Here is a 23,536-nt window from a genome sequence, read left to right on the forward strand (position 1 = left end):
GATCAACACCGCTTCTCGGTTGCCGACCGGGATGCCTACACCGGCGTGACCGCCTACTGGCAAGACAACAAGGAGGCGGAAAAGAAGCGAGTCGAAGTGAAGCGCAAGAAGAAGAGCAAGCCATCGCCGGAACGGCCATTGCCTCCGGGTGTCATGGTCAACAAGCAAGAGAACGAACTGCTGGTCGGTAGCAGCGAGAACGTCAAAGAGCTGCGGCATGTCTATGCCAGCCAGGCTAATGCCATGCGGGCAGCCCGGGCTGAATGGGAGAAGTTGCAACGCGGCGTGGCCGACTTCCAGATCACCCTGGCGATGGGGCGCCCTGAACTCTACCCGGAGCAACCCACCACCGTCAGAGGGTTCAAGCCCCAGATTGACGAGGCCGACTGGTTGCTTACCCAGGTAGTGCACGACCTAACCAACCAGGGCTACACCAACCGTCTGCAGCTCGAGGTGAAACTCGACGAGCTGCCAGAGTAACTGGCCAGATGCGAGAAGGGCCCCAATTGTGGGGCCCTTCTCATTCTGCCTGACGACGCGCTGAAACATGGCCAGGGAATGGCGCCGCATGAGGTGCGCCATCAGGCAGACGCGGCATCATACAAGAAGGTGCTATCAGCACCAAAAACAAGAGTGTGGCCTATGCCGCCAAAAATTCTGCCGCCACTTTGCCGCCACCAAACGCCAGAAAGACTTAAGGCCATCCGCTTGGATGGCCTTAAGTCATTGAATTCTAAATGGTGCCCGGGGTCGGACTCGAACCGACACGTATTGCTACGGCGGATTTTGAATCCGCTGCGTCTACCGATTTCGCCACCCGGGCAGCTGCGAGGGATTATACGAATGGCGCTTGGCCATGCAAGGTGTTTTTCTTGCCCCCACCGTTGTTTGCTCATTTATTCAACGCCTTGCCGATGCCAGGCCAGTTACATAGAATGCCCGCATCATATTAATGGAATAATCATCATGGCCAAGCGCAAGACCCCCTCCCCTCTCCAGCCTGCTCCCCGGCATCCGTCCGCCGGTCTGCTGCGCCGTCTCGGCGCCCTGCTCTATGACTATCTGGTGGTGATTGCCCTGCTGATCATCGCCGGCTTCATCGGCATGGGGGTGGCCCACCTGCTGCTGGCCACCGGCATGGCGCACGTTCCCGAGGGCAAGGATGCCGCCTGGCTGCTCACCAGCCCCCTCTACAGCGCCTGGCTGGCCTTCGTCATCTGCGGTTTCTACACCTGGTTCTGGGTCCGCGCCGGCCAGACCATCGGCATGCGGGCCTGGCGCCTGCGCATCCAGAACCTGGACGGCAGCAACATTCGCGTCACCCAGGCCCTGATCCGGCTCGCTACCTCGGCCTTTGGCCTGGGCAACCTGCTGTGTGTGTTCAATCGCGCCCGCCCCCGCGCCTTCCAGGACATCTGGGCCGAGTGCGAGGTGGTGGTGCTCGGCAAGACGGAAAACCTGGAGCAGCTCAATCGCTGATCCCAAGACGGCAACGAAAAAGGGCACCCCGAGGTGCCCTTTTTGTTGACCAGAACTGACGGCTTGCAGCCCAGAACCTTGACGGAAACGGTGCATCGAGAGCAATGGCCGCCTTTTGTCAGCAACCCGCCGTCCTTCAGGTCGCTACTGCTTGCGGCTCAGGATATAGAAGGAGATGCCGCCAAACAGCAGGCTGGGTGCGATGGCCGCGAGGATGGGCGGGACCGCATAGACCAGGCTGACCGGGCCGAACACCCTGTCGCTCACATAGACCGCGAAGCCGGTCATGATCCCCATCAGCATCCGCGCCCCCATGCTCACCGAACGCAGCGGGCCGAAGATGAAGGAGGAGGCGAGCAGTATCATGGCCACCACGGAGAGCGGTGAGAGCAGCTTGCGCCACATCTCCAGCTTGTAGCGTCCGGCATCCTGCTTGTTGGCATCCAGATAACCGATGTAGTCCCGCAGCCCCGAGATGGGCAGGTTCTCGGGATCGATGCTGACCACCCCGAGCTGCTTGGGGGTCAGCTCGGATTGCCAGGCCATCTGGGCATGCTCTTCGTCCTGGATCCGGGTGGGATCGTCAAACCGGGTGATGTGCACCTGTTTCAGCAGCCAGTGGTGATCCTCGAACACCCCCTCCTTCGCCTGCACCACGTCGATCAGGTTGCGGGACGGAGTGAAACGGTAGAGGGTGATACCGGTCAGGGCGCCATCGTTGCGCACCCCGTTGATGTTGACGAAGTTGTTGCCATCTCGTGCCCATACCCCGTAGGCCGAGACCGTAAGCCGCCCTTCCGACATGGCACCCGCCTTGATGTCATCCGCCATCCGCTTGGCGGCCGGTGCGACGTACTCGCCCATCAGCCCCACCAGCAGCATCAGGGGAATGGCGGTCTTGAGCGCCGCCATGACGATGCTGATCTTGGAGCGTCCCGCCGCCTGCATCACCACCAGCTCGGAGCTGGTCGCGAGCTGGCCCAGACCGATGAGGCCACCGAGCAGGGCCGCCAGGGGGAAGAAGAGCACCGCCTCCTTGGGCATGGAGAGCAGCACGTAGTAGAGGGCGTTGAGCATGTCGTAGTTGCCTTCCCCGACCGCCTTCAACTGCTCCACGTACTTGATGAGCGCGGCGAGCCCGACCAGGGTCAGCTCGCACAGCAGGATCGACATGAAGATGACCCTGCCTATGTATCTATCGAGAATGCCGAACATCAGCAGAGACTCCCAGGTTGCAGCATCACGCTGACTTTCTCTTGAACAATTGCCCTTTGACCCCGTTCCACCAGCTGGTGCCCTGCAGGTTGAGAGGCAACCCTATCAGCAGCAGATAGACCAGGGGCACCAGGAACATCCCGGGCCAGTGGGGCAGACGCCCGCTGTCGATGGCCGACCGGGCGGCGCTGAGCAGCAGGAAATAGGAGAGATAGAGCAGGATGGCCGGCAGCAGCTTGGCGTAACGCCCCTGACGGGGATTGACCCGCGCCATCGGCACCACCAGGAAGGTGAGCACCAGGATGGAGAGGGGCAGCGACAGGCGCCACTGCAATTCGGCCATCAGCTGGTTGTCCTGGGTGCCGAGCAATGCCAGGGTCGGCTTGGCCGCCGCCTTGCGGTTGGATCGCTCCATCTCCTGCTGGCGGATCACCAGGCTGTATTCACGAAACTCCGAGACCTGGAACTGCTTGCCGGTGAAATGCCCCTCGTAGCGCGAGCCATCCTTCAGGGTCAACCACTGCAAGCCGTTGCTGTCGGCGGTCACCTGCCCCTCGTTGGCCACCACCACTGACGGGGGTGAGCCCCCCTCGGCCCGTTGCAGCACGAAGATTTTCTGCAACTCCGACCCCTTGTCGTTCAGATCCTGGATGTAGGCCACCAGGCGCCCCTTGTCGAGCTCCATGAAGCGACCGGCCTGCAGGAAAGAGATACCGGGATCGGCCTTGAACTCGTCGATCACCTGGTACTCCCGCTCCTTGGCCTGGGGGGCGACCCAGCCGGTGTTGAACGCCGCGACGGCGGCGGTCAGCAGGGCCAGCACCAGGGCGCTGCCCATGATGAAACGGTGACTGAAACCCACCGCGTGCATCACCGTCATTTCGCTTTCCGCGTACAAACGGCCGTGAGCAAACAGAATGGCTAAAAACAGACTGATAGGCAGCATCAACAACGCCATATTCGGCAGGTTGAGCAGCAGGAGGGTGGATACCAGGCGCGTCGGCACCTCACCATCGGCGGCATCGCCAATGATCTGGATAAATTGCTGGCTGACGAAGATAAGCAGCAGCACGAACAGCACCGCAAGCTGGGTTTTCAGGGTCTCCCTGAACAAATATCGGAAAACGATCACAGTCATTCCCAAGTAAACTTGTGTTTTTAGTCGAATGCCTGAAAAATAGGGCCCTATATTGGATTTTTACCAGTTTGAACTGCGGAGCCTGTGACTGTTCGCTCCGCCTCTGATACCCCAACAAGCACCGCATTATTCAATAAATGGTGCCTTTTGTCTTTAGGATGTAGGAGATTCCATGGAGTTCAGTGTAAAGAGTGGCAGTCCTGAGAAGCAACGCAGTGCCTGCGTCGTGGTCGGCGTTTTTGAGCCCCGCCGCCTCTCTCCGGTTGCCGAACAGCTGGACAAGATCAGCGACGGCTACCTCAGCTCGCTGCTGCGCCGTGGCGACCTGGAAGGGAAACCGGGCCAGATGCTGCTGCTGCATCAAGTACCGGGCGTGCTCAGCGAGCGCGTACTGCTGGTCGGGTGCGGCAAGGAGCGCGAACTCGACGAGCGCCAGTACAAGCAGATCATCAACAAGACCATCACCACCCTGAACGAAACCGGCTCCATGGAAGCGGTCTGCTTCCTGACCGAGCTGCACGTCAAGGGTCGGGATACCTACTGGAAGGTGCGTCAGGCGGTGGAAACCACCAAGGCGGGCCTCTACAGCTTCGATCAGTTCAAGACCAACAAGGCCGAACCGCGCCGTCCGTTGCGCAAGCTGGTCTTCAACGTGCCGACGCGTCGGGAACTGACCATAGGCGAGCGCGCCATCAACCACGGCCTGGCCGTGGCGAAAGGGGTGCGCATCTGCCGCGACGTGGCGAACATGCCGCCCAACGTCTGCAATCCCGCCTACCTCGCCTCCCAGGCCCGCCGTCTGGCGGATGCCTATGACAACATCACCACCAGGGTGGTGGGGGAGCAGGAGATGGCCGAGCTCGGCATGAACTCCTACCTCGCAGTGGCCCGCGGCTCCGAGAACGAAGCCATGATGGCCATCATCGAGTACAAGGGCAACGCCGACGCCAAGCCCATCGTGCTGGTGGGCAAGGGGCTGACCTTCGACTCCGGCGGCATCTCCATCAAGCCGGCAGACGGCATGGACGAGATGAAGTACGACATGGGTGGCGCCGCCTCCGTGCTCGGCACCATGCACGCCCTGGCCCAGTTGCAGCTGCCCATCAACGTCATCGGTGTGCTGGCGGGCTGCGAGAACATGCCGGGGGGCAACGCCTACCGCCCCGGTGACATCCTCACTACCATGTCCGGCCAGACCGTCGAGGTGCTCAACACCGACGCCGAAGGCCGCCTGGTGCTGTGCGATGCCCTCACCTATGTGGACCGCTACGATCCCGAGACCGTGATCGACGTGGCGACCCTGACCGGTGCCTGCATCATCGCCCTTGGCCACCATACCTCTGGCCTCTTGGCGAACCACAACCCCCTGGCCCACGAGCTGCTCAACGCCTCCGAACAGGCCGGCGATCGCGCCTGGCGTCTGCCCCTGTTCGACGAGTATCAGGAGCAGCTGGAAAGCCCGTTCGCGGACATGGCCAACATCGGTGGCCGTCCGGCCGGTACCATCACCGCCGCCGCCTTCCTGTCGCGCTTCACCAAGAAGTACAACTGGGCCCACCTGGATATCGCAGGGACCGCCTGGAAGAGCGGCAAGGAGAAGGGCTCCACCGGCCGTCCTGTGCCCCTGCTGACCCAGTTCCTGCTCAACCGGGCCGGCGTGGCGGACGTCGAAGACAAGGAGTGATCCCCTTCCCCATCGACTCGAAGAGCGATGCGAGAAGGCGTTACCCTGTATCACAAGGAAGAGGCCTGCCTCTTCCTTGTTTCATTGAGAGAATCCGGGAAGTCCGTGCCAGACGCGGCTCCCGAAGACGGCCAATCGCTGTCCGTCACAGCCAAACGGGACCGACCTGATGAGCCAAGTGACCTTTTACCTGATGAGCCAGCCCGATGATGCGGATGCCTCCGCCGTCGAGCGCCTCGCCTGCCAGCTTGCGGCCGATGGCTGGAGCGCAGGCCATCTCTATCTGCTGTGCGAGGACGAGGCCCAGTCCCTGCGTCTGGACGAGCTGTTGTGGCAGTTGCCGCCCGATCGCTTCGTACCGCACCAGTTGCAGGGGGAGAGCGGTCAGGCCCCGGTGGAGATAGGCAATCAGCCGCCACGGCGGCGCTATGCCTGCCTCATCAACCTGGCCCGGCAGACACCTTTGTTTGCAGGACACTTCGCTCAAGTGGTAGATTTTGTCCCCACTGACGAAACGCAAAAGCAGCAAGCCCGCGAGCGCTACAAGCACTATCGCCAGGCGGGCCATACCCTCGAGATGAGGGATCAGCCCGTCCTTGCCGCACCGGATCCGGCGCAGCCCTGACTGTGCCACCCTCGATCCACGACGAATCAACACCAGACTCCATCCATCCAGAATACGGCGAGACCATGGAAAAGACTTTTAATCACAACGCCATCGAACAGGCGCTCTATCAGCACTGGGAAGCCCAGGGTTACTTCAAGCCCCACGGCGACACCAGCAAAGACTCCTTCTGCATCATGATCCCGCCGCCGAACGTCACCGGCAGCCTGCACATGGGTCACGCCTTCCAGCAGACCCTGATGGACACCCTGATCCGCTACAACCGCATGCAGGGCAAGAACACCCTGTGGCAGGCGGGTACCGACCACGCCGGTATCGCCACCCAGATGGTGGTTGAGCGCAAGATCGCCGCCGAAGAGGGCAAGACCCGCCACGATTACGGCCGGGAAGCCTTCATCGACAAGATCTGGCAGTGGAAGGAAGAGTCCGGTGGCACCATCACCCGTCAGATGCGCCGTCTGGGTGACTCCGTGGATTGGGAGCGCGAGCGCTTCACCATGGATGAGGGTCTTTCCGCCGCCGTACAGGAAGTGTTCGTCCGTCTCTACGAAGATGGCTTGATGTACCGCGGCAAGCGTCTGGTGAACTGGGATCCCAAGCTCAACACCGCCATCTCCGATCTGGAAGTGGAAAACCGCGAGATAAAGGGCCACATGTGGCACCTGCGCTACCCGCTGGCCAACGGTGCCAAGACTGCTGAAGGCCAGGATCACCTGATCGTCGCCACCACCCGTCCGGAAACCATGCTGGGTGATACCGCCGTTGCGGTAAACCCGGAAGACCCGCGCTACAAGGCGCTGATCGGTCAGCACATTCTGCTGCCACTGGTGAATCGTCTGATCCCCATCGTCGCCGACGAGCACGCCGACATGGAGAAGGGCACCGGCTGCGTGAAGATCACCCCGGCCCACGACTTCAACGACAACGAAGTGGGCAAGCGCCACAACCTGCCGATGATCAACATCTTCACCCTGGACGCCCACGTGCGTGCCGAGGCCGAAGTGGTCGACAGCAACGGCAACCCCAGCACCGCCTATGACGCCGCCCTGCCGACCGAGTTCGCCGGGATGGAGCGCTTCGCCGCCCGCAAGGCCATCGTCGCCAAGCTGGACGAGCTGGGCCTCTTGGCCGAGATCAAGGATCACGTGCTGCAGCAGCCTTACGGCGATCGCGGTGGCGTCCCCATCGAGCCGATGCTGACCGACCAGTGGTACGTGCGCGTGGCACCGATGGCCAAGACCGCCATCGAGGCGGTGGAAGATGGCCGCATCCAGTTCGTGCCGAAACAGTACGAAAACATGTACTTCTCCTGGATGCGCGACATTCAGGACTGGTGCGTCTCCCGTCAGCTGTGGTGGGGTCACCGCATCCCGGCCTGGTATGACGATGCCGGCAACGTCTACGTAGGCCGCAACGAAGAGGAAGTGCGTGCCAAGCACAGCATCCCGGCCGTGACCGTGCTGCGTCAGGACGAAGACGTGCTCGACACCTGGTTCAGCTCCGCCCTGTGGACCTTCTCCACCCTGGGCTGGCCGAACAACACCGAGGCGCTCAAGACCTTCCACCCGACCGACGTGCTGATGAGCGGCTTCGACATCATCTTCTTCTGGATTGCCCGGATGATCATGATGACCATGCACTTCATCAAGGACGAAAACGGCCAGCCGCAAGTCCCGTTCAAGACCGTCTATATCACCGGCCTCATCCGTGACGAAGAGGGCCAGAAGATGTCCAAGTCCAAGGGCAACGTGCTGGACCCGCTCGACATGATCGACGGCATCTCGCTGGAAGATCTGCTGGAGAAGCGCACCGGCAACATGATGCAGCCGCAGATGGCCGAGAAGATCGGCAAGCGTACCGCCAAGCAGTTCCCGGAAGGGATCGATGCCCACGGTACCGACGCCCTGCGCTTCACCCTGGCGGCGCTGGCCTCTACCGGTCGTGACATCAACTGGGACATGAAGCGCCTGGATGGCTACAACAACTTCTGCAACAAGCTGTGGAACGCCTCCCGCTATGTGCTGATGAACACCGAAGATCAGGATTGCGGTTTTGCCGGTGGCGAAATGCAGTTCAGTCTGGCGGATCGCTGGATCCAGTCCCAGCTGCAAGTGGCCATCCGTGACTTCCGTACCGCCCTCGATACCTACCGCTTCGACATCGCGGCTGGCGTGCTGTACGAATTTATCTGGAACCAGTTCTGTGACTGGTATCTGGAGCTGACCAAGCCGGTGCTGACCAAGGGTTCCGAGGCCGAGCAGCGCGCTGCCCGCCACACCCTGGTGACTGTGCTCGAAACTCTGCTGCGTCTGGCGCACCCGATCATCCCGTTCATCACCGAGACCATCTGGAAATCGGTCGCTCCGCTGGCTGGCGTACACGCCGATACCATCATGATTCAGGCCTTCCCGGAGTTCGACGCCGCCAAGGTGGACGAAGCCGCGATGGCGGATCAGGAGTGGGTGAAGGAGTTCATCGTCAGCATCCGCAACATCCGCGCCGAGATGAACGTGGCCCCGAGCGTGCCCCTCAACGTGCTGCTCCAGTGCGATGCCAAGGATGCCCAGCGCGCCCAGGGCAACGAGGCCTTCCTCAAGTCGCTGGCCCGTCTGGAATCCATTCGCGTGCTTGGCGCAGGTGAAACCGCCCCGCTGTCGGTCAAGAAGCTGATCGGTGCCACCGAGCTGATGATCCCCATGGCCGGTCTCATCGACAAGGAAGCCGAACTAGCCCGTCTGGCCAAAGAGGTGGCCCGTCTGGTGGGCGAGTGCGGCCGCATCGAAGGCAAGCTCGGCAACGAAGCCTTCGTCGCCAAGGCGCCGGAAGCGGTCATCATCAAGGAGCGCGAGAAGCTGGAAGATTACCGTCTCCAGCTGACCAAGCTGGAAGCCCAGCAGGCCGAGATCGCCGCGCTCTAAGCCACAGCGCAACATGACAAGCCCCCGTTTATCGGGGGCTTTTTCATGTCAGGGGTTCAGTTCTCACTCTCCTGCCCCGCGGTTTTATCCCTCCCGCCGGGGCGATATTCAAAAATTCACGAGCCAAATCACCTCCTTTCACAAGCGCAGAGCCCGCAAATTCATTACACTGCCAGCGGTCTTTTCTATCGGGAGTGCTGCTGCAGTATGGAAATATTGATCCTGTTTGGATTGATTTTGCTCAATGGCGTCTTCGCCATGTCGGAAATCGCCATCGTGACGGCACGCAAGGCACGTCTCGCCAAAATGGCGAGCGAAGGGAGCCGCTCCGCCTCCATCGCCCTCAAGCTCGGGGAAGATCCGACCCATTTCCTCTCCGCCGTGCAGATCGGCATCACCAGCATCGGTCTGCTCAACGGTATCTATGGCGAGTCCCTGCTGGCCCAGCCCTTCGCCCTCTGGCTGCAGGAGTGGGGGCTCTCCCCCAAGAGCAGCAGCCTGCTCGCCACCGTCATCGTGGTCGTGCTGGTCACCTATCTCTCCATCGTGGTAGGGGAGCTCGTGCCCAAACGCCTCGGACAGCTCAGCGCCGAGCGCATCGCCTGTCTGGTAGCCCGCCCCATGCTCTGGCTGGCGACCCTGACCCGTCCCTTCGTCTGGTTGCTCTCCGCCTCCACCAACGCCAGCCTGCGGCTGCTGCGGGTCGATCAGCGCAGCAGCAACAACGTCACTCAGGAGGAGATCCACGCCATGCTGGTGGAGGGCTCCGAAGCAGGGGTGATCGAGGACCATGAGCACACTATGTTGCGCAACGTGTTCCGCCTCGACGAACGCAGCCTGGCCTCCCTGATGGTGCCGCGCAGCGACATCCGCTATCTGGACCTGTCACTGCCGCTGGAAGTGAACCTCCAACGTCTGGTGGAGTATCGCCACAGCTTCTTCCCTGTCTGTGACGGCAGCCTGTCGGATCTCGTCGGCATCCTCAACGTCAGCAAGGTGCTGCACGCCTACATCAAGGGAGAGCCCATCGATCTGGCGGCGCTGACCCAGGACGGCAGCCTGCTGCCGGAGACCCTCAACGGCCTGGAGCTGCTCAACCACTTCCGTACCCACTCCGAGCACATGGTGCTGGTGGTGGACGAATATGGCGAGCTGCAGGGGCTGGTCACCCAGCAGGATCTGCTGGAAACCCTTGCCGGCGACTTCCAGCAGGAAGATGGGGAGGACAACTGGGCCTTCCAGCGCGCCGACGGCAGCTGGCTGCTCGACGGCCTCATTCCACTGCCAGAATTGAAGGACTGTCTGGAGCTGGTTCGTCTGCCGGAAGAAGAAAAACATCACTATCACACCCTTGGAGGGCTTATCATGCTGCTCCTTGGCCGCCTTCCCCAGACCGGAGACCTGGTCACCCTGGAACAGTGGCAACTGGAAATCGTGGATATGGACGGCCTGCGCATCGACAAGGTACTTGCCATGCCCTTGACCGACCAACCCAGCTAACCTGCGGAGTTTGCATGTATGGAGCAGTTTTACCACCTGGCTCACGCCTTTATGCATCAGGATCTGGCGACACTCTCTGATCCCAAGATGGTCTTCATGGTCTATGTCGTCCTGCTGACCTTCCTGGTGCTCGAGAATGGCTTTATCCCCACCGCCTTCCTGCCAGGGGATACCCTGCTGATCCTGACCGGCGTGCTGATCTATCAGGGGGTGTTGCCGATGGCGGTGGTCCCGCTGCTGATCATGGCGACCTTCGTCGGTACCTGGCTTGGCTACATGCAGGGGCGTTTCCTCGGCCACACCCGGATGTATCACAGGCTGATGTCCCACCTCGATGACAAGCACAAGGAGAAGGTGCACTACCTGCTCAACAAGTACGGCATCATCACCCTGATCACCGCCCGCTACATCGCCTTTGTGCGTACCGCCTACCCCTATATCGTCGGCGCCAACGAGATCCCCCAGGGGCGCTTCCTGGTGGTCAACCTGATCAGCTCCATCATGTGGATCTGCCCCCTGGTCGGGCTGGGTTACTACCTGAGCCACACCAAGCTGGCCGCGCAGTATGAGTCCCAATTTCTCAGCGTCATTCTCTACCTGCCGGTCGTGCTGCTGGTGGGCGGCCTCATCGCTCTGGTCTGGCGCTGGTGGAGCAGACGCAAGCCCGACGTCTCCAGAGAGTGAGGCAAGCCACAGGGTCGCCCACAGGCGGCCCTTTTTTATGGAAAATAGTGGCGAATTCCCCCTGCTCGCTCTTGTAAAGCAGGGGCAAAAATGAGTGAATCTAGCGCCTTTTTTCGCTGTGGATGGAGTTGGTTGTATGGGGTGTTGGATTCGCGCAATCGCGCTGGTAGGTGGATTGATGGGACTGCTGGGTTCGCAGACAGCCCTGGCGACTCCCGACCCGGCCAAGCTGCAGCTCAAATCGGGCAGTGCCCTGGTGATGGACGTCAACACCGGCAAGACCCTGTATCAGAAAAACCCCACCCGGGTGCGCCCCATCGCCTCCCTCACCAAGCTGATGACGGCGCTGGTGGTGCTGGATGCCCGCCAGAACCTCAATCAGACCCTGACCATCGATCAGAACGACAGGGACAACATCAAGCACACCTATTCACGGGTGCGCATGGGCACCCAGGTCAGCCGCCGCGACGCCCTGCATCTGGCGCTGATGTCCTCCGAGAACCGCATGGCCTCGGCGCTTGCCCGCCACTACCCGGGGGGTCGCCAGGCCTTCATCCGCGCCATGAACAACAAGGCCAGACAGCTCGGCATGCGCAACACCCGCTACTATGACTCCACCGGTCTCTCCACCCGCAACGTCTCCACCGCCCAGGATCTGGCCAAGCTCCTCTCTGCGGCCTATCGACAGCCGCTGATCCGTGAATTCACCCAGGACACCAGCAGGGAGATGCGCTTTCGCAAGCCGGCCTACAGCCTGATGTTCAACAATACCAACCCCCTGGTGAAGAACCCGGACTGGGATGTACGCCTCTCCAAGACAGGCTATACCGACGAAGCGGGCCGCTGCCTGCTGATGCGTGCCAAACCGGATCGTCAGGAGCTCGCCATCGTACTGCTCAACTCGGTGGGCAAACGCACCCCTGTCGGGGATGCCAACCGCATCCGCAAGTGGCTGAAAAGCTGATTATCTCAACGAAGACATAAAAGGATGCCGCGGCATCCTTTTTTATTGCCCGCCAAACGCCACAGCAGACCGCCAGAGGCCGCCAGCCCCGCACAGCATAGATGCGCATGGTTTGGGCACCCAGGTCGCCACAGGCACGGCCACGGGATGCGTCAGCAGCCTGCCAGGCAAGATACGTCGAGAGTGGTGACCCGGGGGCACGTGCAGCAAGGGGGAACCGTCCCCCATGGGAGCGTCAGGGAGAAGGACACGAGAGAGACAACCCCATGATGGGGAGGAGGATATCGCCCATAAAAAAACAGCCCCGACTGACGTCGAGGCTGTCTGTATGGTGCGCCCGAGAGGATTCGAACCTCTGACCACCTGGTTCGTAGCCAGGTACTCTATCCAGCTGAGCTACGGGCGCTCACAACTTGTTGCACTGCTTGAAATATGGTGCGCCCGAGAGGATTCGAACCTCTGACCACCTGGTTCGTAGCCAGGTACTCTATCCAGCTGAGCTACGGGCGCTCATAAATTGTTGCACTGCTTTAAACATGGTGCGCCCGAGAGGATTCGAACCTCTGACCACCTGGTTCGTAGCCAGGTACTCTATCCAGCTGAGCTACGGGCGCTCATAAATCATTGTATTGCTTGAAATGGTGCGCCCGAGAGGATTCGAACCTCTGACCACCTGGTTCGTAGCCAGGTACTCTATCCAGCTGAGCTACGGGCGCCCTTTTTTCAAACGATAAAAAAAGCTTACTCAACAGTAAGCCTTCTTTAGTGCCGACTTGCTGATGGTCAACACATGACTCCAAGAGTCAAATATGGTGCGCCCGAGAGGATTCGAACCTCTGACCACCTGGTTCGTAGCCAGGTACTCTATCCAGCTGAGCTACGGGCGCAAAATGGCGGAGAAGGGGGGATTCGAACCCCCGATGCGGGTATAAGCCGCATACTCCCTTAGCAGGGGAGCGCCTTCAGCCTCTCGGCCACCTCTCCGTTTGCGGGGCTGATAATACTTCACAGGGATTTTTAGTCAAACACTTTTTTGGAGAAAACAGAGCGTTCGCTCAGCATTTGGCCAAAGAGTGGAATATTCAAGCAATATCGACACTTACCCAGTAGTTACGCGCTCTGCAGGCCGATTTGCAGGCCCCTGAAAAACAAAAGGCGACATCCGGGATGTCGCCTTCAGGCAGCCATGAAATGGCTTAGAAATTCGGTTGGCCCGGGACTTTCTCGGCCTGTATCCGCATGTAGATCTCTTCGCGGTGTACGGAAACCTCTTTCGGTGCATTCACACCGATACGAACCTGGTTCCCTTTTACGCCCAGTACGGTAACGGTTACTTCGTCACCAATCATCAGGGTTTCCCCTACACGACGAGTCAAAATAAGCATTCGCTTGCTCCTGTATCCTGTTTTGTATTTATATCGATATGCGCCATTATCTTACAAAGATACCGATATGGTAAATGGTTGAAACTAAATCAATCAGGGATTGTTTCCCAAGGGCTGCTCATGAGGCTCTTGATCCAACCCGAACGCCGAGTGCAACGAACGCACGGCCAGCTCCAGGTACTTCTCGTCAATCACCACGGATATCTTGATTTCAGAGGTGGAGATCAGCTGCATGTTGATCCCTTCCTCACCCAATACCTTGAACATGGTGCGCGCTACACCAGGATGATTCCACATGCCGACCCCGACGATGGAGACCTTGGCGATCTCTCCGTTGCCCTGCACGCAGGCGGCCCCCAGCTCGCTGGCGGTCTCCTCCAGCAAGGCGCGGGCCCGGCGATAATCATCGCGATTCACCGTGAAGGTGAAATCGGCGGTGCCATCCCCCATGGTGTTCTGCACTATCATGTCGACATCTATGTTGGCGTCGCTGATCGGATTCAGGATCTGCGCGGCCACGGTCGGCCTGTCCGGCACACCCAGAATGGTCAGGCTGGCCTCGTTGCGATTGAACGCAATGCCGGATACCAGGGGTGCTTCCATCCTCTCACCTCCATATGTGATTAAGGTTCCCTCTCCGTCGACGAAACTCGACAGCACCCTTAGCGGCACGCGGTACTTGCCCGCGAACTCGACCGAACGGATCTGCAACACCTTGGCTCCGAGACTCGCCATCTCGAGCATCTCCTCGAAGGTGATGGTATCGAGGCGACGCGCCTTGGGCTCGATGCGCGGATCCGTGGTATACACCCCGTCCACATCGGTAAAGATCTGGCACTCATCGGCCTTGATGGCCGCAGCCACGGCCACCGCGGTGGTATCCGAACCCCCTCGACCCAGGGTCGTGATGGCATTGTGCTCATCGCGCCCCTGGAAACCGGCAATCACCACCACCTTGCCGGCACCGAGTGCGGCTTCCACCTGCTCGGTGTCGATACGGGTGATGCGCGCCTTGCCATAGGCGGAGTCGGTGTGGATGCGGACCTGATCACCGGTCATCGAGACTGCGGGGCAACCGCGCTTGTTGAGCGCAATCGCCAGCAGTGCAATGGTGACCTGCTCACCGGTGGAGATCAGCACATCCATCTCGCGCCGGTTGGCATCCTGGTCCAGATGCTGGGCCATGCCCAGCAACCGGTTGGTTTCGCCCGACATGGCGGAGACCACCACCACCACGTCATGTCCCTGGGCACGGGTCAGTTGAACCCGCTCAGCAACTGCCTCGATCCGCTCCAGCGTGCCGACCGAGGTGCCACCGTACTTCTGTACATAGAGTGCCACAGATCACCTCGCCCGCTTACAGGCGCTCTTCCAGCCAGGAGTGAACGGATTGCAGCGCCGCCGGCACCGCCTCAGGCTGGGTACCACCCGCCTGTGCCATGTCGGGACGACCACCGCCCTTGCCACCCACCTGCTGGGCCACCAGATTGACCAGCTCACCAGCTTTGACCTTGCCGGTCAGGTCATTGGTCACGCCCGCGATCAAGTTGACCTTGCCATCACTGCTGGTTGCCAGCAGCACGACACCGGATTTCATCTGATTCTTCAGCTCGTCCAGCATGCCGCGCAGGGATTTGGGGTCGACCCCTTCCAGGGCGGCAACCAGCACCTTCTGGCCATTGATGTCGATGACCTGGCTCAGCAGGTCGTTACCCGCCTGCGCCGCCAGCTTGGCCTTGAGCTGTTCCAGCTCGCGCTCCATCATCTTGGCCTTGTCCAGTACCTGGCGCACCTTGTCGGCGATGGAGAACTGATCGCCCTTCACCAGCGCGGCGGCCTCTTCGATCTGTTCACCCAGTTGGTGCATCAGATCGATGGCGCTCTTGCCGGTGACCGCTTCGATACGACGCACGCCAGCCGCGATGCCGCTCTCGGCAATGATCTTGAAGAAGCCGATGTCACCGGTGCGCTTGGCGTGAGTACCGCCGCACAGCTCGGTGGAGTAGTCACCCATGCGTACCACGCGCACATCGTCTTCATATTTCTCGCCAAACAGCGCCATGGCACCGGCTGACTTGGCCTCTTCCAGCCCCATCAGCTGGGTCGCCACCTCGTGGTTGGCACGGATCTGGGCGTTGACGAGCTCCTCGATCCGGCGAATGGTCGCCATGGTCAGCCCTTCGAAGTGGGAGAAGTCGAAGCGCATGCGCTCGGCGCCCACCAGGGATCCTTTCTGGGTCACGTGCTCACCCAGCGCCTGGCGCAAGGCCGCGTGCAACAGGTGAGTCACGGAGTGGTTAAGGGCGATGGCCTGACGACGGTCGCCATCGACCACGGCCTCGACCTCGGCTCCCTTCTCCAGGGTACCCAGTTCCAGATAGCCCTTGTGGATGATCGCCTTGCCCGCTTTCTGGGTGTCGGTGACGGCGAAGATGCCGTCATCCACCTTGAGGATGCCGCTGTCACCCACCTGACCGCCGGACTCCGCATAGAAGGGGGTCTCCGCCAGCACGATCACTGCCTCTTCACCGGCGATGAGGCCATTGACCTCGACACCATCCTTGTAGATACCGACCACCTGGGTGTTCTGGCTCAGTTGCTTGTAACCGGTAAAGGGGGTCTCGAAATCGAGCTTCAGCACGTCGTTGTAGTTCACACCGAAACTGGAAGCCTCTTTCGCACGGGCGCGCTGCTTCTCCATCTCAGCCTTGAAGCCCTCTTCGTCGATGCCGATCTCGCGCTCGCGCACCACGTCGGCGGTCAGGTCGGCCGGGAAGCCGTATGTGTCATAGAGCTTGAACACCACTTCACCCGGGATCACCTTGGCATCACCGAGGTTGGCCAGGGCGTCTTCCAGCAGCAGCAGACCTCTGTCCAGCGTGCGGACGAACTGCTCCTCCTCGATGCGCAACACTCGCTCGACCAGCGGCAGCTGGGCGATCAGTTCCGCCGCCACATCCTTCATCTGTACGGCCAGCTCGGCAGCCAGCTTATAGAAGAAGACGTCGGTAGCACCCAGCTTGCGGCCGTGACGCACGGCGCGGCGGATGATGCGGCGCAGCACGTAGCCGCGACCTTCATTGGAGGGCATGACACCGTCAGCCACCAGGAAGGCGCAGGAACGGATGTGGTCCGCAATGACGCGCAGGGACTGGTTGCTCAGATCCGTGGTGCCGACAATCTCGGCCGCCTTCTTGATCAACGCCTGGAAGATGTCGATCTCATAGTTGGAGTGCACCCCCTGCATGATGGCGGAGATACGCTCCAGACCCATGCCGGTATCCACGGACGGACGGGGCAGCGGCTCCATGGTGCCGTCAGCCTGACGGTTGAACTGCATGAAGACCACGTTCCAGATCTCGATGAAGCGGTCGCCATCCTCTTCCGGTGAACCGGGAGGGCCACCCCAGATGTGATCGCCGTGGTCGTAGAAGATCTCGGTGCAGGGACCGCATGGGCCGGTATCGCCCATGGCCCAGAAGTTGTCGGATGCATAAGGAGCACCCTTGTTGTCACCGATGCGCACGATGCGATCGGCCGGCACGCCGACCTCTTTTTCCCAGATGTCGAAGGCTTCGTCATCAGTCGCGTAGACGGTCACCAGCAGGCGCTCTTTGGGCAGCTTGAGGGTACCGGTCAGGAATTCCCATGCAAACCGGATGGCGTCCTGTTTGAAGTAGTCACCGAAGCTGAAGTTGCCCAGCATCTCGAAGAAGGTATGGTGACGGGCGGTATAGCCGACGTTTTCCAGGTCATTGTGCTTGCCGCCAGCCCGCACGCAACGCTGGGCCGTGGTGGCACGGTGATAGGCACGCTTGTCGGCGCCAAGGAACACGTCCTTGAACTGGTTCATCCCTGCGTTGGTGAACAGCAGGGTCGGATCGTTGTGCGGTACCAGCGAGCTGGAAGAGACAACTTGGTGTCCCTGGGTGCGGAAATACTCGAGAAACGCAGCGCGAATCTCTGACGTGGACATGTACATGGAAAATCCTGCTTGATTCGAATACGGACTTTTAACCGCATTAATGTAAGTTTTCTGCAGGGTAAAGTAAAACGTGGGGACCCTTGGCGGGTGAAATAGCCCCCAAGGGGCCAGCGTTTGGCAGCAGCACCCGCAAGCACGTCGCAACAGGGGGGCTTCGGGATGCCTCGCTTGACCACAGGGCCACCATTGACAGACCCGGCGAAGGGCTGATATTCCCCACCAGCCGCACCGCACACCAAGGGAAATCCTGCCCATAGGTCCAACCTCGGCGCGCCACTATTGCTCACCTTGCATGGCTGAGAGGGCGTAACGGGCTTGCTCCTGGGTAAAACCACGCCCCATCAGATATTTGAGCCACTTCATGCGCAGTTTGAAGTCGGCAAAGTCGGTCGCCTTTGCCCGACGCGACAACAACGCAAGCGCCAGTTCGAACCAGTCGAGCTCGGGTTGATCCAGGGCCGCCTCGATCTGGGTGTCATCCAGCCCCTTGCGACGCAGGTCGAAGCGGATCCTGAGCGGACCATGGCCTTTGGCCGCACCGGCCCGCACCGCCATGGCACCGTAACGATCGTCATTGACCCAGCCATAGCCACGGCAATGGTCGAGTACAACGGCGACCACCTCCTCCTCGAATCCCTTCTGACGCAGGCGTCTGGCCAGCTCGGACTCCGCACTTTCGCGGCGGGCAAGACTACGCATGGCAAAAGCGCGGGCGGCGACGACCAGCTCTTCAAAGGTCAATTCGACGGGCTCGCCCGGCTCGTTCACTGATTCATCCACCATAAACAACAAGGCCGGGTATCAACCCGGCCTTTCCTCATTCCTTATTCGAACTCTTGTTCGTTTTCGGCTTCAAACTCGGCGTATTCGGCAGCCGTGGCCTTCTCCTCCACCGGCGCGGCGCCGGAGAGCAGCAGCTCGCGCAGCTTCACTTCCACCTCGGCAGCCAGTGCCTTGTTTTCGGAGAAGAGCTTCATCACGTTGGCTTTGCCCTGGCCGATCTTCTCGCCGTTGTAGCTGTACCAGGCCCCCGCCTTGTCGATCAGCTTGTGCTTGACGCCCAGGTCCACCAGCTCGCCCTCCTTGGAGATGCCGGCACCATAGAAGATCTGGAATTCAGCCTGCTTGAAAGGTGGCGCCACCTTGTTCTTGACGACCTTGACGCGGGTCTCGTTACCGACCACTTCGTCACCTTCCTTGATGGCGCCGGTACGACGGATGTCCAGGCGCACAGAGGCGTAGAACTTCAGAGCGTTACCACCGGTAGTGGTCTCCGGGCTGCCGAACATGACACCGATCTTCATCCGAATCTGGTTGATGAAGATGCACAGGCAGTTGGCGTTCTTGATGTTGGCGGTCAATTTACGCAGCGCCTGGGACATCAGTCGGGCCTGCAGGCCGACGTGGGAGTCACCCATTTCGCCTTCGATTTCCGCTTTCGGGGTCAGGGCCGCCACGGAATCGACGATGATGACGTCGACGGCATTGGAGCGCACCAGCATGTCGCAAATCTCCAGTGCCTGTTCACCGGTATCCGGCTGGGAGATGAGCAGGTCGTCGACGTTGACGCCCAGCTTGGCGGCATAGATAGGATCCAGTGCGTGCTCCGCATCGACGAAGGCACAGGTCTTGCCCTTCTTCTGGGCTTCGGCGATCACCTGCAGGGTCAGCGTAGTTTTACCGGACGATTCCGGACCGTAGATCTCGACGATACGACCGCACGGCAGACCACCGATCCCCAGCGCCACGTCCAGAGAGAGAGAGCCGGTGGAGATGGCTTCGATATCCATGGTCTTGCTGTCGCCCAGACGCATGATGGAGCCTTTGCCAAACTGCTTTTCGATCTGGCCCAGCGCAGCCGCCAGTGCCTTCTGTTTGTTCTGATCCATGCCAATCTCCGCTGGGAATCGTGAGTAAGAAGTGAAGTTGGGCTAAGTATACTGTTTATGCATACAGTATCAAGCCCAATTTATTTGAGCAGTGCCAGGAGTCCGGACAAGGCCTGTCTGACCGCCTGCTGGCGCACCTGATGGCGATCCCCATCGAAACGGGCGAGCAGGGAGTGGTGACGACCGGTACGATCTGCCCAGGCAAACCAGACAGTGCCGACCGGTTTCTCCTCGCTGCCACCACCAGGCCCGGCGATACCGCTGATGGCCACGCAGATACCCGCATCGGAGCGAGCCAGGCAGCCCCGGGTCATCTCCAGCACCACGGGTTCGCTGACGGCACCGTGGCGCAACAGGCTGTCAATGCTGACGCCGAGCATCTGCTGTTTGGCTTCGTTGGTGTAGGTCACGAAACCGCGATCGAACCAGGCCGAGCTGCCGGCAGTATCCGTGATGGCAGTGGCAACCCCGCCACCGGTGCAGGATTCCGCCGTGGCGGCCAGCCAGCCTCTGGCCAGCAATGCCTCGCCCAGTTCCCGGGATAAGCGGGAGATCTCTGCTTCAAGTCCCATCATCGCGTCCTCTTCCGGCCTCTTCCAGGCGAAATATGGCGCTCATTATGCAGTTGCCCCGCTCCTCGGGCAACCGACCCCGGGGCCACTGCGTCAGCAAGTTGTCGCCGCTTAAGCTCCAGTACATGGCTGCTCGTTATCATGTTCCAACACCGCCATGCATGCGGTTTCCATCCCATCAGACCAAGGAGAAAGCCGGATGAAGCATCCGTTCAACGTCGCCATGACAGCCCTCGCAATGTGTATCGCCACCCATGCCTTTGCCACCGAGGGCACCGCCGAGCTGCAGAGCGAGACCACCCTGGCCCAGGAGCTGAACCTCTCCAGCGCCCAGGTGGAGCAGATCAAGGGGCTGCGCGAGCAGGCCACCAGGGAGCTGAGCTCAATCAAGCTCGACGCAATCGGCCAGGACGTCATCGTCAACATGATCAAGTCCGGCAAATGGGATGAAGTGGCGGCGAGGAAGCAGTTGCAGACCATCAGCGACGTACAGGCCGAGGCCCGCTACCATCGCGCCCACTACCTCTTCGAGGTGAGCCGGGTGCTGACGCCCGAGCAGAAAGCCAAGCTGCACGAGATGCTGAGTGGCGGCGAGGCCATGTACTGAGGGCGACACTCTCCCCGTCTCTCCCATCCCCGCATCCGTGCGGGGATGCTATTTCTCCTCCCCCATGCCTCTTTTCGGCCAGGCTCCCCCCAGGCCACTCTGGTCAGCATCATCCGGATGCACAGATCCGCGACGGGATGCCGGCTTTGCCCCCAAGACGGAGATTCCTCCTCACCATCTTGCCTCGAGCATGTAGAATGGCCCCCAGATTCAGACCCATGACGGCAGACGTTTGCCCGCAAGAGCACCTTCTGGAATAGCACATGACAGCACAATACCAAGCGCCAGGCGCCAACTTGAGCGCCCACACCCCCATGATGCAGCAGTATCTGACCCTCAAGGCCGAGAACCCGGAGATCCTGCTGTTTTATCGCATGGGCGACTTCTACGAGCTCTTCTACGACGACGCCCGCAAGGCCTCCCAGCTGCTCGACATCTCCCTGACCAAGCGCGGCCAGTCGGCCGGCAGCCCCATCCCGATGGCCGGGGTGCCCTATCACGCCATCGAGGGGTATCTCGCCAAGCTGGTACAGCTCGGCGAATCGGCCGCCATCTGCGAGCAGGTGGGGGATCCCGCCACCAGCAAGGGACCGGTAGAGCGCAAGGTCATTCGCATCATCACCCCGGGCACCGTCTCCGACGAGGCGCTGCTCAGCGAGCGGCAGGACAACCTGATCGCCGCCGTCTACCACGATGGCCGCCGCTTCGGCTATGGCACCATGGATATCGGATCCGGCCGCTTCTTCATCAACCAGTTCGAGAAGGAAGAGACCCTGCTGGCTGAGCTGCAGCGCACCAATCCGGCCGAGCTGCTCTATCCCGAATCGTTCGCCTTCCTGCACCATATCGAGGGTCGCCGCGGCCTGCGTCGCCGCCCGGAGTGGGAGTTCGAGCTCGGCACCGCCCGCAAGCTCTTGTGCCAGCAGTTCGGCACCCAGGATCTGGTGGGCTTTGGGGTCGAGCAGAGCGAGACCGCCCTGTGCGCTGCCGGTTGCCTGATGCAGTACGTGAAAGACACCCAGCGCACCGCCCTGCCCCACATTCGCAGCGTGCGCCTGGAGCAGCCCGATCATGCGGTCATCATGGATGCCGCCACCCGCCGCAATCTGGAGCTGACCCAGAATCTGGCCGGCGGTCACGACAATACCCTCTCCGCCGTGCTCGATTGCACCGCCACGCCGATGGGCAGCCGGCTGCTCAAGCGCTGGATCCACCAGCCGATCCGCGATCGGGTGATCCTCAAAGGTCGCCAGAGCACCATCAAGGAGCTCATCGAGCAGAACCTCTATGACGAGCTGGGGAGCCTGCTGCGCCAGGTCGGCGATGTGGAGCGGGTGCTGGCGCGCCTCGCCCTGCGCAGTGCCCGCCCGCGCGATCTGACCCGGCTGCGGCAGGCTTTTGCTCAGCTGCCCGAGTTGCAGCGTCTGCTGGCGGAGAGCGAGCACGAGGCGGTGCAGCAGCTGCGCGAGCGGGCAAGTACCTTCCCCGAGCTGTTCGACCTGCTGGAGCGTGCCGTGATGGAGGTGCCGCCGGTGCTCATCCGCGATGGCGGCGTCATCCGTGAAGGGTTCAACACTGATCTGGACGAGCTGCGGGATCTGGCCAATGGCGCCACCGCCAGCCTGGCCCGCATCGAGGAGCGGGAGAAGGCGCTCACCGGCATCAACACCCTCAAGGTGGGCTACAACAAGGTGCACGGCTTCTACATCGAGGTGAGCCGCGCCAACAGCCACCTGGTGCCGGCCCACTACATCCGCCGCCAGACGCTGAAAAACAACGAGCGCTACATCATCGATGAGCTGAAGAAGTACGAGGACAAAGTGCTCACCGCCCAGGCCCAGGCCCTGGCGCTGGAAAAGCGTCTCTACGAAGAGCTGCTCGACGCCCTGCTGCCGCACCTCGGCGATCTGCAGGAGTCTGCTGCCGCACTGGCGGAGCTGGACGTGCTGGCCAACCTGGCCGAGCGGGCAGAGACCCTCGACTACCGCTGCCCGACGCTTATCGATGAGGATCAGATCCTGATCGAAGCGGGCCGCCATCCGGTGGTGGAGCAGGTGATGACCGACCCCTTTATCGCCAACCCCATCCGGCTGGAGCGGGAGCGGCGGATGCTGATCATCACCGGCCCCAACATGGGCGGTAAATCCACTTACATGCGCCAGACAGCGCTGATCGTGCTGCTGGCCCATATCGGCGCATTCGTGCCCGCCGACAGCGCCCGCATCGGCCCCATCGACCGCATCTTCACCCGCATCGGGGCGTCGGATGATCTCGCCTCCGGCCGCTCCACCTTTATGGTGGAGATGACCGAAACCGCCAATATCCTCAACAACGCCACCGCCCGCAGTCTGGTGCTGATGGACGAGATTGGCCGCGGCACCAGCACCTACGACGGCCTCTCCCTGGCCTGGGCCTGCGCCGAGCAGCTGGCAAGCAAGATTGGCGCCTACACCCTGTTCGCCACCCACTACTTCGAGCTGACCCGCCTGCCCGAGCTGATGAGCGGGCTGGCCAACGTCCACCTGGATGCGGTGGAGCACGGCGACACCATCGCCTTCATGCACGCTGTGCAGGAAGGTGCGGCCAGCCGCTCCTACGGCCTGCAGGTAGCGGCGCTGGCCGGGGTGCCGAAATCGGTGATCCACCAGGCCCGCCACAAGCTGCACGAGCTGGAGAGTGCCACTCCGGTGGCCGCCGGCGAAAGCCGTCCGGCTCCGGTCACTCTCGCCCCGCAACCCCATCCTGTGGTGGAGGAGCTGGCAGCAGTACGCCCGGACGAGCTGACCCCGCGACAGGCCCTTGACCTGCTCTATCGACTCAAGCAGATGCTGTAGCTAACGACCGCCGAACAGGCATGAAAAAGGGGAACCGCGAGGTTCCCCTTTCGTTTG

General features: G+C 61.2%; 18 protein-coding genes and 7 tRNA genes. 10 read left to right on the top strand and 15 right to left on the bottom strand.

The features are described 5' to 3' along the window. Positions 1 to 480: contractile injection system protein, VgrG/Pvc8 family (locus AB5Y70_RS14815; protein ID WP_368176073.1), on the top strand; the 480-nt coding region annotated here is incomplete at its 5' end. Positions 481 to 738: 258 nt separating this feature from the next. Here AB5Y70_RS14815 and AB5Y70_RS14820 read toward each other — a convergent pair. Further along, positions 739 to 823, bottom strand: a tRNA-Leu gene (locus AB5Y70_RS14820). Between the two features lie 143 nt (positions 824 to 966). On the opposite strand from AB5Y70_RS14820, the gene AB5Y70_RS14825 reads away from it, so the two are divergent. Then, positions 967 to 1,479, top strand: a complete 513-nt coding sequence (locus tag AB5Y70_RS14825; RefSeq protein ID WP_010672963.1) for an RDD family protein — start codon at positions 967 to 969, stop codon at positions 1,477 to 1,479. Between the two features lie 144 nt (positions 1,480 to 1,623). Here the strand turns inward: AB5Y70_RS14825 and lptG are convergent, their stop codons facing one another. Together lptG and lptF are read right to left on the bottom strand one after the other, a co-directional pair. Then, positions 1,624 to 2,694 carry an LPS export ABC transporter permease LptG gene (gene lptG / locus AB5Y70_RS14830; RefSeq protein WP_010672962.1) on the bottom strand — a complete coding sequence of 357 codons (1,071 nt, stop codon included), beginning with the start codon at positions 2,692 to 2,694 and terminating at the stop codon, positions 1,624 to 1,626. Between the two features lie 25 nt (positions 2,695 to 2,719). Then, on the bottom strand, positions 2,720 to 3,832 hold the full coding sequence (lptF, locus tag AB5Y70_RS14835; protein WP_029313726.1) for an LPS export ABC transporter permease LptF: 1,113 nt from the start codon (positions 3,830 to 3,832) through the stop codon (positions 2,720 to 2,722). A 172-nt stretch (positions 3,833 to 4,004) separates the two neighbouring features. Between lptF and pepA the strand changes: the two genes are divergently transcribed. The 6 genes from pepA (at position 4,005) to pbpG (ending at position 12,207) form a co-directional block, all read left to right on the top strand. After that, complete coding sequence (gene pepA / locus AB5Y70_RS14840) at positions 4,005 to 5,516, top strand: leucyl aminopeptidase (protein WP_010672960.1); 1,512 nt, start codon at positions 4,005 to 4,007, stop codon at positions 5,514 to 5,516. Between the two features lie 169 nt (positions 5,517 to 5,685). After that, complete coding sequence (locus AB5Y70_RS14845) at positions 5,686 to 6,141, top strand: DNA polymerase III subunit chi (RefSeq protein ID WP_049636517.1); 456 nt, start codon at positions 5,686 to 5,688, stop codon at positions 6,139 to 6,141. Between the two features lie 65 nt (positions 6,142 to 6,206). Further along, positions 6,207 to 9,059 (top strand): valine--tRNA ligase, encoded by a 2,853-nt coding sequence (locus tag AB5Y70_RS14850; RefSeq protein ID WP_049636518.1) that lies wholly within the window; start codon positions 6,207 to 6,209, stop codon positions 9,057 to 9,059. A gap of 207 nt (positions 9,060 to 9,266) precedes the next feature. Next, entirely contained in the window at positions 9,267 to 10,559 is a 1,293-nt protein-coding gene (locus AB5Y70_RS14855) for a hemolysin family protein (RefSeq protein WP_049636519.1), read from the top strand. A gap of 18 nt (positions 10,560 to 10,577) precedes the next feature. Then, positions 10,578 to 11,243 carry a DedA family protein gene (locus AB5Y70_RS14860; protein ID WP_049636520.1) on the top strand — a complete coding sequence of 222 codons (666 nt, stop codon included), beginning with the start codon at positions 10,578 to 10,580 and terminating at the stop codon, positions 11,241 to 11,243. A gap of 136 nt (positions 11,244 to 11,379) precedes the next feature. Next, positions 11,380 to 12,207 (top strand): D-alanyl-D-alanine endopeptidase, encoded by an 828-nt coding sequence (gene pbpG / locus AB5Y70_RS14865; protein ID WP_041214408.1) that lies wholly within the window; start codon positions 11,380 to 11,382, stop codon positions 12,205 to 12,207. Positions 12,208 to 12,536: 329 nt separating this feature from the next. On the opposite strand, the gene AB5Y70_RS14870 is transcribed toward pbpG, so the two are convergent. The 12 genes from AB5Y70_RS14870 to pncC form a co-directional block, all read right to left on the bottom strand. Beyond that, a tRNA-Arg gene (locus tag AB5Y70_RS14870) sits at positions 12,537 to 12,613 on the bottom strand. Positions 12,614 to 12,640: 27 nt separating this feature from the next. Continuing rightward, a tRNA-Arg gene (locus tag AB5Y70_RS14875) sits at positions 12,641 to 12,717 on the bottom strand. Positions 12,718 to 12,744: 27 nt separating this feature from the next. Continuing rightward, positions 12,745 to 12,821, bottom strand: a tRNA-Arg gene (locus tag AB5Y70_RS14880). 25 nt (positions 12,822 to 12,846) lie between these two features. After that, a tRNA-Arg gene (locus tag AB5Y70_RS14885) sits at positions 12,847 to 12,923 on the bottom strand. Between the two features lie 94 nt (positions 12,924 to 13,017). Then, a tRNA-Arg gene (locus tag AB5Y70_RS14890) sits at positions 13,018 to 13,094 on the bottom strand. A 4-nt stretch (positions 13,095 to 13,098) separates the two neighbouring features. Continuing rightward, positions 13,099 to 13,191, bottom strand: a tRNA-Ser gene (locus AB5Y70_RS14895). Positions 13,192 to 13,403: 212 nt separating this feature from the next. After that, complete coding sequence (gene csrA, locus AB5Y70_RS14900; RefSeq protein WP_005315760.1) at positions 13,404 to 13,592, bottom strand: carbon storage regulator CsrA; 189 nt, start codon at positions 13,590 to 13,592, stop codon at positions 13,404 to 13,406. A gap of 93 nt (positions 13,593 to 13,685) precedes the next feature. Continuing rightward, entirely contained in the window at positions 13,686 to 14,933 is a 1,248-nt protein-coding gene (locus AB5Y70_RS14905; protein ID WP_049636521.1) for an aspartate kinase, read from the bottom strand. A gap of 16 nt (positions 14,934 to 14,949) precedes the next feature. Further along, the gene (gene alaS / locus AB5Y70_RS14910; protein ID WP_041212325.1) at positions 14,950 to 17,574 is read right to left on the bottom strand and encodes an alanine--tRNA ligase; all 2,625 of its coding nucleotides are present in this window, start codon (positions 17,572 to 17,574) and stop codon (positions 14,950 to 14,952) included. A gap of 279 nt (positions 17,575 to 17,853) precedes the next feature. Continuing rightward, entirely contained in the window at positions 17,854 to 18,360 is a 507-nt protein-coding gene (locus tag AB5Y70_RS14915; protein WP_049636522.1) for a regulatory protein RecX, read from the bottom strand. Positions 18,361 to 18,401: 41 nt separating this feature from the next. After that, positions 18,402 to 19,466, bottom strand: a complete 1,065-nt coding sequence (gene recA, locus AB5Y70_RS14920; protein WP_043154135.1) for a recombinase RecA — start codon at positions 19,464 to 19,466, stop codon at positions 18,402 to 18,404. A gap of 80 nt (positions 19,467 to 19,546) precedes the next feature. Continuing rightward, positions 19,547 to 20,038 carry a nicotinamide-nucleotide amidase gene (gene pncC, locus AB5Y70_RS14925; RefSeq protein ID WP_029313644.1) on the bottom strand — a complete coding sequence of 164 codons (492 nt, stop codon included), beginning with the start codon at positions 20,036 to 20,038 and terminating at the stop codon, positions 19,547 to 19,549. A 199-nt stretch (positions 20,039 to 20,237) separates the two neighbouring features. Between pncC and AB5Y70_RS14930 the strand changes: the two genes are divergently transcribed. Both AB5Y70_RS14930 and mutS read left to right on the top strand, forming a co-directional pair. After that, positions 20,238 to 20,645 carry a Spy/CpxP family protein refolding chaperone gene (locus AB5Y70_RS14930; RefSeq protein WP_043154133.1) on the top strand — a complete coding sequence of 136 codons (408 nt, stop codon included), beginning with the start codon at positions 20,238 to 20,240 and terminating at the stop codon, positions 20,643 to 20,645. A 263-nt stretch (positions 20,646 to 20,908) separates the two neighbouring features. Further along, positions 20,909 to 23,479 carry a DNA mismatch repair protein MutS gene (gene mutS, locus AB5Y70_RS14935; RefSeq protein WP_049636523.1) on the top strand — a complete coding sequence of 857 codons (2,571 nt, stop codon included), beginning with the start codon at positions 20,909 to 20,911 and terminating at the stop codon, positions 23,477 to 23,479. Positions 23,480 to 23,536: the final 57 nt, after the last annotated feature.

Origin of the sequence: Aeromonas sp. s1(2024) (assembly GCF_040908005.1) — a bacterium.
Taxonomy (GTDB): domain Bacteria; phylum Pseudomonadota; class Gammaproteobacteria; order Enterobacterales; family Aeromonadaceae; genus Aeromonas; species Aeromonas caviae.

Bases quoted from the DNA above. Each gene is read 5' to 3' on its own strand.
- AB5Y70_RS14825 (WP_010672963.1), top strand. From the start codon at position 967: ATGGCCAAGCGCAAGACCCCCTCCCCTCTCCAGCCTGCTCCCCGGCAT.
- lptG (WP_010672962.1), bottom strand. From the start codon at position 2,694: ATGTTCGGCATTCTCGATAGATACATAGGCAGGGTCATCTTCATGTCG.
- lptF (WP_029313726.1), bottom strand. From the start codon at position 3,832: ATGACTGTGATCGTTTTCCGATATTTGTTCAGGGAGACCCTGAAAACC.
- pepA (WP_010672960.1), top strand. From the start codon at position 4,005: ATGGAGTTCAGTGTAAAGAGTGGCAGTCCTGAGAAGCAACGCAGTGCC.
- AB5Y70_RS14845 (WP_049636517.1), top strand. From the start codon at position 5,686: ATGAGCCAAGTGACCTTTTACCTGATGAGCCAGCCCGATGATGCGGAT.
- AB5Y70_RS14850 (WP_049636518.1), top strand. From the start codon at position 6,207: ATGGAAAAGACTTTTAATCACAACGCCATCGAACAGGCGCTCTATCAG.
- AB5Y70_RS14855 (WP_049636519.1), top strand. From the start codon at position 9,267: ATGGAAATATTGATCCTGTTTGGATTGATTTTGCTCAATGGCGTCTTC.
- AB5Y70_RS14860 (WP_049636520.1), top strand. From the start codon at position 10,578: ATGGAGCAGTTTTACCACCTGGCTCACGCCTTTATGCATCAGGATCTG.
- pbpG (WP_041214408.1), top strand. From the start codon at position 11,380: ATGGGGTGTTGGATTCGCGCAATCGCGCTGGTAGGTGGATTGATGGGA.
- csrA (WP_005315760.1), bottom strand. From the start codon at position 13,592: ATGCTTATTTTGACTCGTCGTGTAGGGGAAACCCTGATGATTGGTGAC.
- alaS (WP_041212325.1), bottom strand. From the start codon at position 17,574: ATGTACATGTCCACGTCAGAGATTCGCGCTGCGTTTCTCGAGTATTTC.
- AB5Y70_RS14915 (WP_049636522.1), bottom strand. From the start codon at position 18,360: ATGGTGGATGAATCAGTGAACGAGCCGGGCGAGCCCGTCGAATTGACC.
- recA (WP_043154135.1), bottom strand. From the start codon at position 19,466: ATGGATCAGAACAAACAGAAGGCACTGGCGGCTGCGCTGGGCCAGATC.
- pncC (WP_029313644.1), bottom strand. From the start codon at position 20,038: ATGGGACTTGAAGCAGAGATCTCCCGCTTATCCCGGGAACTGGGCGAG.
- AB5Y70_RS14930 (WP_043154133.1), top strand. From the start codon at position 20,238: ATGAAGCATCCGTTCAACGTCGCCATGACAGCCCTCGCAATGTGTATC.
- mutS (WP_049636523.1), top strand. From the start codon at position 20,909: ATGACAGCACAATACCAAGCGCCAGGCGCCAACTTGAGCGCCCACACC.